This window comes from Clostridium sp. AF19-22AC (assembly GCF_003479085.1).
Taxonomy (GTDB): domain Bacteria; phylum Bacillota; class Clostridia; order Lachnospirales; family Lachnospiraceae; genus Faecalicatena_A; species Faecalicatena_A orotica.
The window spans coordinates 244,645-252,711 of record NZ_QUGN01000005.1; the positions used below are offsets into that span (position 1 = coordinate 244,645).

Below are 8,067 nucleotides of genomic sequence, written 5' to 3' on the forward strand. Positions count from 1 at the left end.
AATCATGAATAAAGACTTGACGACCGGTAATGTTACAAAAACGATGCTTATCTTTGCGGGCCCGATGATTGCCGGCAATCTCCTCCAGCAGTTTTATAACATTGCGGATACATTAATTGTAGGTAAATTTTTAGGGGCAGAGGCGATGGCGGCGGTAGGGACGGCCTACACGCTGATGAGTTTTCTGACCTCGATTCTGATCGGGCTGTGTATGGGCAGTGGATCGGTATTTTCTTTTTATTATGGGAAAAAGGATATTCTGAAAATGCAGGACTGTATACGTGCTGCATTTTTTATGATTGGCGGGATTACGATTGTGGTGAATGTTCTGTCCTTTTTGCTGACAGACCAGATTCTTCGCCTGCTCCGGATTCCGAAAGAGCTGATGGCCATGATGCGGATGTATGTGCTGATTATTTTTGCAGGTATTTTCTTTGTTTTCCTATATAATTACTTTTCTTATTTCTTAAGGGCATTGGGAAATTCAGTCATCCCCCTTTATTTCCTCGGTGGCACCTCGTTGTTAAACGTTGCGCTCGACCTTTTGTTCGTGCTCGGATTTGGCTGGGGGATCGGCGGCGCAGCGGCAGCGACTGTGATTTCGCAGGCGATATCAGGGGTGGGGATCGGCATTTATGCGTGGGTAAAAGAACCCTGGCTTCGGGATGCACTGACCCCGGGTAAATGGAAAAAGAGACTTCTTGCTGAGAACAATAGTCACGTTTCAACGAAGGAATCCATAAAAGAGATCGCCCGTTTTTCGTTCGCGGCATCGATCCAGCAGTCGGTCATGAACTTCGGGATACTGGTGGTCCAGGGACTGGTAAACAGTTTTGGAGTCGCTGTCATGGCGGCCTTTACGGCGGCGGTTAAGATCGATTCGTTTGCCTACATGCCTGCACAGGAATTCGGGAATGCATTCTCCCTGTTTGTTTCACAGAATTTCGGGGCGGGGAAGGAAGACCGCGTGAAAAAAGGGGTAAAACATGCGCTTGGTATCTCTATGATTTTCTGCCTCTTTATCTCAGTCGTGGTATTTGGATTCGCAAAATACCTGATGCTGTTGTTTGTATCGCCGTCGGAAACGGAAATCATCAATATCGGGATTGGATACCTGAGGGTGGAAGGTGCATTCTACTGCGGAATCGGAATTCTCTTCCTGCTGTACGCATTTTACAGGGGCATCAACAGGCCGGAAATGTCACTGATTTTGACCGTCATATCGCTGGGAACGCGCGTGCTTCTGGCATATGTGCTGTCTCCGGTTCCTGCCATCGGTGTGATGGGGATCTGGTGGGCAATACCGATCGGCTGGTTCCTGGCTGATATGACGGGCATCATCTATATGGCTGTGCGGGTGAGGAAAACGGTGTTTGCACCCGTTGTTACTCCTCCAGACCGATAATCTCATCCACCGGCATAGACATAACAAGGCACTGTGCCGGTGAATGCAGTCCGTGCTCCCGGCTGACCGCGGACATGATCTCAGACTTCTTATCCTTTGGTGCGACGATCATCAGGATCTCCAGTTCTTCCTGGAGTGATACCCCCCAGAAATGCATCGGCTCCTCGATACCGCGGCGGCGTCCGCGGATGATTGTACCCCCGGATGCCCCGGCTTTTTTTGCCGTATCGATCACATCGTCACTGTACCCCTGGTTCACGGTTACTAAAATCATAGAATAAACGGATTCCTTAGACATGTTTTCTTCCTCCTGTTCCATCTGCTTTTTCAGCTCTAACATTACATGGTCTTTCAGAAAATTAGCAAGATTAGCCGGAAGCCCTGTCATTGGAAGACTTACTGCGATTCCTCCGCCTTTCTCTTTAAAATGGATCGTCTGGTCCATCTCTAAAAATAATTTGTGCACAAATTCTTTTGGCATGATCCACATAGTCAGTATTCGCTCGCTTTCCCCCAGCCCGCATAAATTTAGAAGTTCATTTCCTGCAGTCCCGAGGCAGAAACACTGGAAATACATGGAACAGTGGCGCTGCTCCAGAATCCGGGAAAGTTTCCGCTCTGTTTTGATATCTGTCACCGCCATGACCAGACGCGGCAGCATCGGTTCTTTACTTTTTATCATCTCTATTCATCCTCCAGGTCAATGATCTCATCATCGTCTTCAAGCAATTCAGGTTCTGCCGGTACCAGACGTTTTTTGAGTTTATAATTATAAATGGCTCCCATAATCTGTATGACAATCAGTGGGGCAAGTGCGACCAGAGCCACGACGCCGAATGCATCGGTGACCACATTGCCCCCGGAAGCTGTACATGCACCCATAGCCAGGGGGAGCAGGAATGTGGTGGTCATAGGCCCGCTCGCAACACCGCCGGAGTCAAATGCGATACCTACGAAAATAGGCGGGACAAACCGGGTAAGAATCAGTGCAAGGACATATCCCGGAATTAAAATCCAGTAAATGCTGATCCCGGTAAATACCCGGATCATGGAGAGTGCTACGGCTGCGGATACACCGATGGAGAGACATTTGTTCATCGCATTCCGGGTAATAGTTCCGTTGGTAACGGACTCTACCTGCAGGTTTAGAACCTGTACTGCAGGCTCGGCTTTGACGATATAATAACCGATCAGGATACCGACAGGAACGAGCAGCCACTTGATACTGTCTCCTGCGATTGCGGAGCCAAGCAGATTGCCGACAGGTGCAAAGCCTACATTGACGCCGGTCAGGAAAAGGATCAGACCGATAATCGTATAGAGGAAGCCGATCAGCATTTTAATGATCTGACGTCTGTGATACTTATGCGCCAGAAGCTGGAAGATGAGGAACACCCCCAGAACAGGCATCATGGAAGCCATGACTTCCTTTGCATAATGTGGAATCTCCGCGGTGAAGAGGCGGACGACATCCTGAACGGTAACGACCGCGGGAATTTCTACCATGCTGTACACGGCGTCCTTAGGATGATAGAAGATACCGAGCATCTGTACGGCGAGAATGGGGCCGATACTGCAGATAGCCACCAGACCGAAGCTGTCATTTGCCCCATCCTTATCACTTCTGGCCGCAGAAAGTCCGATACCAAGGCTCATGATAAAAGGGACTGTCATGGGTCCGGTGGTGACGCCGCCGGCATCAAAGGCAACGGCCGCGAAATCAGCCGGAGCCAGAAAAGAAATCAGGAATAAGGCGGCGTAAAAAACGGCCAGGAGCCCGCGCAGTGTAACATGGAAGAGAATCCGGAGTACTGCGGCGACTGTAAAAGCACCGACGCCGATGGCAACAGACAGGATCAGCACCTGATTGGGGATGGAGGCGACCTGATTCGCAAGAACCTGCAGATCAGGCTCGGCTATCGTGATGATCGCCCCCATCAGAAAGCAGACCGCTATCGTGATAACAAGTTTCCTGCTTTTGAAAATCTGCCCGCCGACGCCTTCGCCTAAAGGTGTCATTGACATCTCAGCACCTAATTGAAAAAACCCCATGCCGATAATCAGCAGCAGCGCTCCGTTTAAAAACAGAGTAACCGTGCCGGTTTCCATGGGGACTACAAAAATGCCAAGCAGCATAACAATGGCAGTTATAGGTAATACTGAGGAGAGGGAGTCGTTAATTTTCTCTTTTAATTTTTTGTTCAAACGGCTTCTTTTCCTTTCTTAGTTTTCCTAATTATACCATAAACACTAAACTCGTGAAATACCTCGTTAAGTATTTAGGTGTATGTCTTACTAGGCTCGAAAATACCTCGCCAAGTGCGAGCATTATACCATAAACACTAAACTCGTGAAATACCTCGTTAAGTGTTCAGGTATGCATTTTCACTAAGCTCGATAAAACCTCGCTAAGTGTAAATAGTATACCATAAAAGTTAGTTTCAGGTAACCCTTAAAAGGCAGTTACGGAGTAATTGACTAAGTAAAAACCCTTAAACCGGTCAAAATAATTTAATATCGGTCATAATCGTGCAAAACATACAAAAAAGAAGTAAAATATTTGTGAATTAATTTGATTGAATTTGAATGAATATGGTTATATAATAAAATCATCAAAAGAACAGGAGGGAATGAGATGATATATACGGTAACCTTTAACCCGTCGCTCGACTATATTGTCTCCGTGGAAGACTTCAGGCTGGGCCTGACGAACCGGACCAGCTCGGAACTGATTCTTCCAGGGGGCAAGGGCATTAATGTATCCACCGTGCTTGGCAATCTGGGAATTGAAAGCACGGCTCTTGGATTTGTGGCCGGGTTTACGGGGGCAGAGATATGCAAGGAGACAGAAGCAGCCGGGATCAGGTCGGATTTTATACAGATAGAAGAGGGGATTTCAAGGATTAACCTGAAGCTGAAGTCCATCGACGGAACAGAGATCAACGGACAGGGCCCGGACATCAGTGAGGAAAAGGTCAGTATGCTGATGGAGAAGCTGGATGCTCTGGAAGCGGAGGATGTACTGGTCCTTGCCGGGAGTATTCCTGCCTCTATGCCGGATGACATCTATCAGAAGATTATGGAAAGGCTGAAAGGCAGGGGAGTAAGGATCGTCGTAGATGCCACGAAGGACCTCCTGCTGAATGTGCTGGATTACCAGCCCTTCCTGATCAAGCCAAATAACCATGAGCTGGGAGAGATATTCGGCGTGGATTTAAGTACAAGGGATGAGGTCATTCCTTATGGCAGGAAGATGCAGGAAAAGGGGGCGCGCAATGTTCTGATCTCAATGGCAGGCGAGGGCGCGGTCCTGGTCGCGGAGGACGGGCAGGTTTATACCTCGCCTGCCCCGAAAGGCACCCTGGTCAACGGTGTGGGAGCCGGAGACTCTATGGTGGCCGGATTCCTGGCTGGCTGGCTGAAGCAAAGAGACTATGAATATGCCTTCCATATGGGAATAGCCGCGGGAAGCGCCAGCGCTTTTTCCGAATACCTGGCAACCAGAAGTGAGATTGAAGCCGTATACAAGACATTGATGTGAGAATGAAAGGAAATGAGTATGAGAATAACAGACTTACTGGATAAAAGGAGTATTTCGCTGGACGGGGCGCCAAAGAGCAAGAAGGAAGCACTCGACCAGATGGTAGAGCTGATGAATAAGAGCGGTAAGATCAATGATATTGACGCATACCGCGAACAGGTTTACGCAAGGGAAGAAGAGAGCACTACCGGAATCGGAGAAGGAATTGCCATCCCCCACGGGAAATGTGATGCAGTTACGAAGCCGGGACTGGCTGCTATGGTTGTAAAAGAGGGCGTGGACTTCGATTCTCTGGATGGTGGTCCGGTCACGCTGATCTTCCTGATTGCGGCACCGAATACGAAGGATAATGTACATCTGGATGTATTGAGCAAGCTTTCTGTTTTGATGATGGATGAGGAGTTTTCGAATTCACTGAGAAATGCCCGGACTGTGGATGAATTCTTAGAGATCATCGATAAGGCGGATGAGGAGAAGAGTGATATTGATGAACGTCTCGCAGATACCGGCTCCGCTGATGATGCACAGGTAAAGATTCTCGCTGTGACGTCCTGCCCGACCGGGATCGCCCATACTTATATGGCAGCAGAGGGGATCGAGAAGGCAGCGAAAGCGAAGAACTGCTTTGTAAAGATTGAGACCAGGGGCTCCGGTGGCGCGAAAAATGTGCTCACGGCCAAAGAAATAGCGGATGCAGACTGCATCATAGTAGCTGCTGACGCGCAGGTTCCGATGGACCGGTTTGACGGGAAAAAAGTTATCGCGTGTCAGGTATCGGACGGGATCAGCAAAGCAGACCAGCTTGTGGAGCGTGCGATATCCGGGGATGTGCCTGTTTACCACGCAGCATCCGGCGCGGCGGTACAGGCCGACAACGCAAAGAGCGGGGGCAGTATAGGCCATACGATCTATACGCAGTTGATGAACGGTGTTTCGCATATGCTGCCGTTCGTAGTAGGCGGCGGTATCCTGATTGCCATTGCATTCCTGATAGATGGTTTGAGTGTAGATATCAATGCACTTCCGGCGGACCAGAGGGCAAACTTTGGTTCCATCACACAGGCGGCGGCCTTGTTTAAAGGAATCGGGGACACGGCATTCGGGTTCATGCTTCCGGTACTGGCAGGATTTATCGCAATGGCGATTGGCGACAGGCCGGCGCTTGCAGTCGGGTTTGTGGGTGGTATGCTTGCAGCCGGCGGAAAATCCGGCTTCCTCGGTGCATTAGTAGCAGGTTTTGCGGCAGGCTATCTGATTGTCGGACTCCGCAAGCTCTGTGACAAGCTGCCGGATGCTCTGGAGAAGATTGCACCTGTCCTTATTTACCCGGTTGTTGGGATTCTGGTCATGGGACTGGCGATGAACTTTGTTGTAGAGCCAATCATGGGTGGTATCAATACGGGGCTCAACGGAGCGCTGAATCATATGGGTGGTTCCAGTAAAGTAGTGCTCGGCCTGATTCTGGGCGGCATGATGGCGATCGATATGGGCGGTCCATTCAATAAAGCTGCGTATGTGTTCGGAACTGCTTCCATTGCAGCAGGGAATTATGATATAATGGCAGCAGTAATGGTCGGCGGTATGACACCGCCGTGTGCGATTGCCCTTGCAACACTGCTGTTTAAGAACAAGTTTACAAAGGAAGAACGCCAGACAGGGCCGACTAACTTTATCATGGGTCTGGCATTCATCACCGAGGGAGCGATCCCGTTTGCAGCATCCGATCCGCTCCATGTACTTCCTGCCTGTATCATAGGCTCTGGCGCAGCGGGCGCGTTATCCATGCTGTTCAACTGTACACTGATGGCGCCGCACGGTGGAATCTTTGTATTCCCGGTTGTGGGAAATGCATTGATGTATCTGCTGGCACTTGTAGTCGGAACGGTGATTTCAGCAGTACTGCTGGGTGTATTTAAGACGAAAAAAGCTTAAACAGTTACCGTAAGGATGAGGAAGGAGAGAAGAAGGTCATGTTGACGGAACAAAGATATGAACTGATATTGAAATTGCTGGAGGAGAAAAAGAGTATCACAGTCACAGAGGTAAAAGACCTGATTCACACTTCCGAATCAACCGTCCGGAGGGACATAACAGCACTGCACCAGGCGGGCAGGCTTGTAAAAGTTTTCGGCGGCGCCATCGCGGCAGACCACACCTTAATGACCACCGAACCAACCGTGGCACAGAAGGTGGAGGTACAGAAAGATGAGAAGCAGAAGATTGCAAAGTATGCGGCTTCCCTGATCCAGCCGGAAGATTTTGTCTATCTGGATGCGGGGACCACGACAGGGCGTATGCTGGATTATCTGGCAAAGTCAGAGGCCTCCTTCGTGACCAATGCCGTCGTCCATGCACAGACACTGGCCGCTGCAGGACTGCGGGTATTCCTTGTAGGCGGGGAACTGAAGGCTTCTACAGAGGCCGTGGTCGGGAATCAGGCGCTGCTCACACTGGAAAGCTATCATTTTACAAAAGGATTCTTCGGGACAAACGGGATCAGCAGAAATGCCGGATTTACGACGCCGGATGCCAACGAAGCCCTGATAAAAAAGACCGCGATGCAGCAGTGCCGGGACAGGTACGTGCTGGGGGATTCCTCCAAATTCGGGAAAGTCAGCGCTGTTACTTTTGCAGATTTCCAGGCCGCGCAGATACTTACAGATAACAGAGTGGAAGGCTATGGGGACTGCGAAAATATAAGGATAGTATTATAATTTAAAAAATAAAAACCGTATCTTGCAGAGGATTATGAGCATACCATTAATCATCTCTAAAGATACGGTTTTTAACATTTCAATTATTTCTTAAACATATCCTGAATCTCGATCACGTTTGATCTCCCGTTTGAATCGGAAAGCTGTACGCTTACAGACGCTTTGGGAGCTTTCCTGCTTGCTTCGGCTTCTTCAGAGGTGGCAAAGAGCCTCTCCTCGGGAAGTTTCATCGCACCACAGGAACCAATCAGCTGTACGATATAGGTCGTACCCTGCTTGCTGACGACTTTCACCTGCGTAGGGTGTGGATTATCCTCCATAATATAACATGTATCACCACGTTTAAATGGCATAGTATCACCTGCTTAGTATAATAATGATGTAGTCAATCAAGACTACTTGGTTAA

7 protein-coding genes are annotated in these 8,067 nt (G+C 49.2%); 4 read left to right on the forward strand and 3 right to left on the reverse strand.

Annotation, left to right across the window (positions count from 1 at the left end):
- Nucleotides 1–4 precede the first annotated feature (4 nt).
- On the forward strand, nt 5–1,405 hold the full coding sequence (locus DWX43_RS08400; protein ID WP_118619993.1) for an MATE family efflux transporter: 1,401 nt from the start codon (nt 5–7) through the stop codon (nt 1,403–1,405).
- Here the strand turns inward: DWX43_RS08400 and DWX43_RS08405 are convergent.
- Nucleotides 1,386–2,087: a transcriptional regulator gene (locus DWX43_RS08405; protein ID WP_109729937.1), complete on the reverse strand. Its 702-nt coding sequence runs from the start codon at nt 2,085–2,087 to the stop codon at nt 1,386–1,388. The genes DWX43_RS08400 and DWX43_RS08405 overlap by 20 nt on opposite strands.
- Nucleotides 2,088–2,089: 2 nt before the next feature.
- Entirely contained in the window at nt 2,090–3,610 is a 1,521-nt protein-coding gene (locus tag DWX43_RS08410) for a DUF1538 domain-containing protein (protein ID WP_118619994.1), read from the reverse strand.
- A 430-nt stretch (nt 3,611–4,040) separates the two neighbouring features.
- Here DWX43_RS08410 and pfkB point away from each other — a divergent pair, with 430 nt between their 5' ends.
- Genes pfkB through DWX43_RS08425 form a run of 3 tightly spaced genes read left to right on the forward strand, consistent with a single transcriptional unit; the run spans nt 4,041 to nt 7,660 of the window.
- The gene (pfkB, locus tag DWX43_RS08415; protein WP_118619995.1) at nt 4,041–4,946 is read left to right on the forward strand and encodes a 1-phosphofructokinase; all 906 of its coding nucleotides are present in this window, start codon (nt 4,041–4,043) and stop codon (nt 4,944–4,946) included.
- 18 nt (nt 4,947–4,964) lie between these two features.
- Nucleotides 4,965–6,878 carry a PTS fructose transporter subunit IIABC gene (locus tag DWX43_RS08420; RefSeq protein ID WP_118619996.1) on the forward strand — a complete coding sequence of 638 codons (1,914 nt, stop codon included), beginning with the start codon at nt 4,965–4,967 and terminating at the stop codon, nt 6,876–6,878.
- 38 nt (nt 6,879–6,916) lie between these two features.
- Nucleotides 6,917–7,660, forward strand: coding sequence for a DeoR/GlpR family DNA-binding transcription regulator (locus DWX43_RS08425; protein ID WP_118619997.1), 744 nt, complete (start codon nt 6,917–6,919; stop codon nt 7,658–7,660).
- A gap of 83 nt (nt 7,661–7,743) precedes the next feature.
- On the opposite strand, the gene DWX43_RS08430 is transcribed toward DWX43_RS08425, so the two are convergent.
- The gene (locus tag DWX43_RS08430) at nt 7,744–8,013 is read right to left on the reverse strand and encodes a hypothetical protein (protein WP_109729942.1); all 270 of its coding nucleotides are present in this window, start codon (nt 8,011–8,013) and stop codon (nt 7,744–7,746) included.
- Between the last annotated feature and the right edge of the window lie 54 nt (nt 8,014–8,067).

What these genes read in the sequence shown, in the direction of transcription:
- DWX43_RS08420 (WP_118619996.1), top strand. Translation starts at nt 4,965, where the DNA reads ATGAGAATAACAGACTTACTGGATAAAAGGAGTATTTCGCTGGACGGG.
- DWX43_RS08425 (WP_118619997.1), top strand. Translation starts at nt 6,917, where the DNA reads ATGTTGACGGAACAAAGATATGAACTGATATTGAAATTGCTGGAGGAG.
- DWX43_RS08430 (WP_109729942.1), bottom strand. Translation starts at nt 8,013, where the DNA reads ATGCCATTTAAACGTGGTGATACATGTTATATTATGGAGGATAATCCA.
- pfkB (WP_118619995.1), top strand. Translation starts at nt 4,041, where the DNA reads ATGATATATACGGTAACCTTTAACCCGTCGCTCGACTATATTGTCTCC.
- DWX43_RS08400 (WP_118619993.1), top strand. Translation starts at nt 5, where the DNA reads ATGAATAAAGACTTGACGACCGGTAATGTTACAAAAACGATGCTTATC.
- DWX43_RS08405 (WP_109729937.1), bottom strand. Translation starts at nt 2,087, where the DNA reads ATGATAAAAAGTAAAGAACCGATGCTGCCGCGTCTGGTCATGGCGGTG.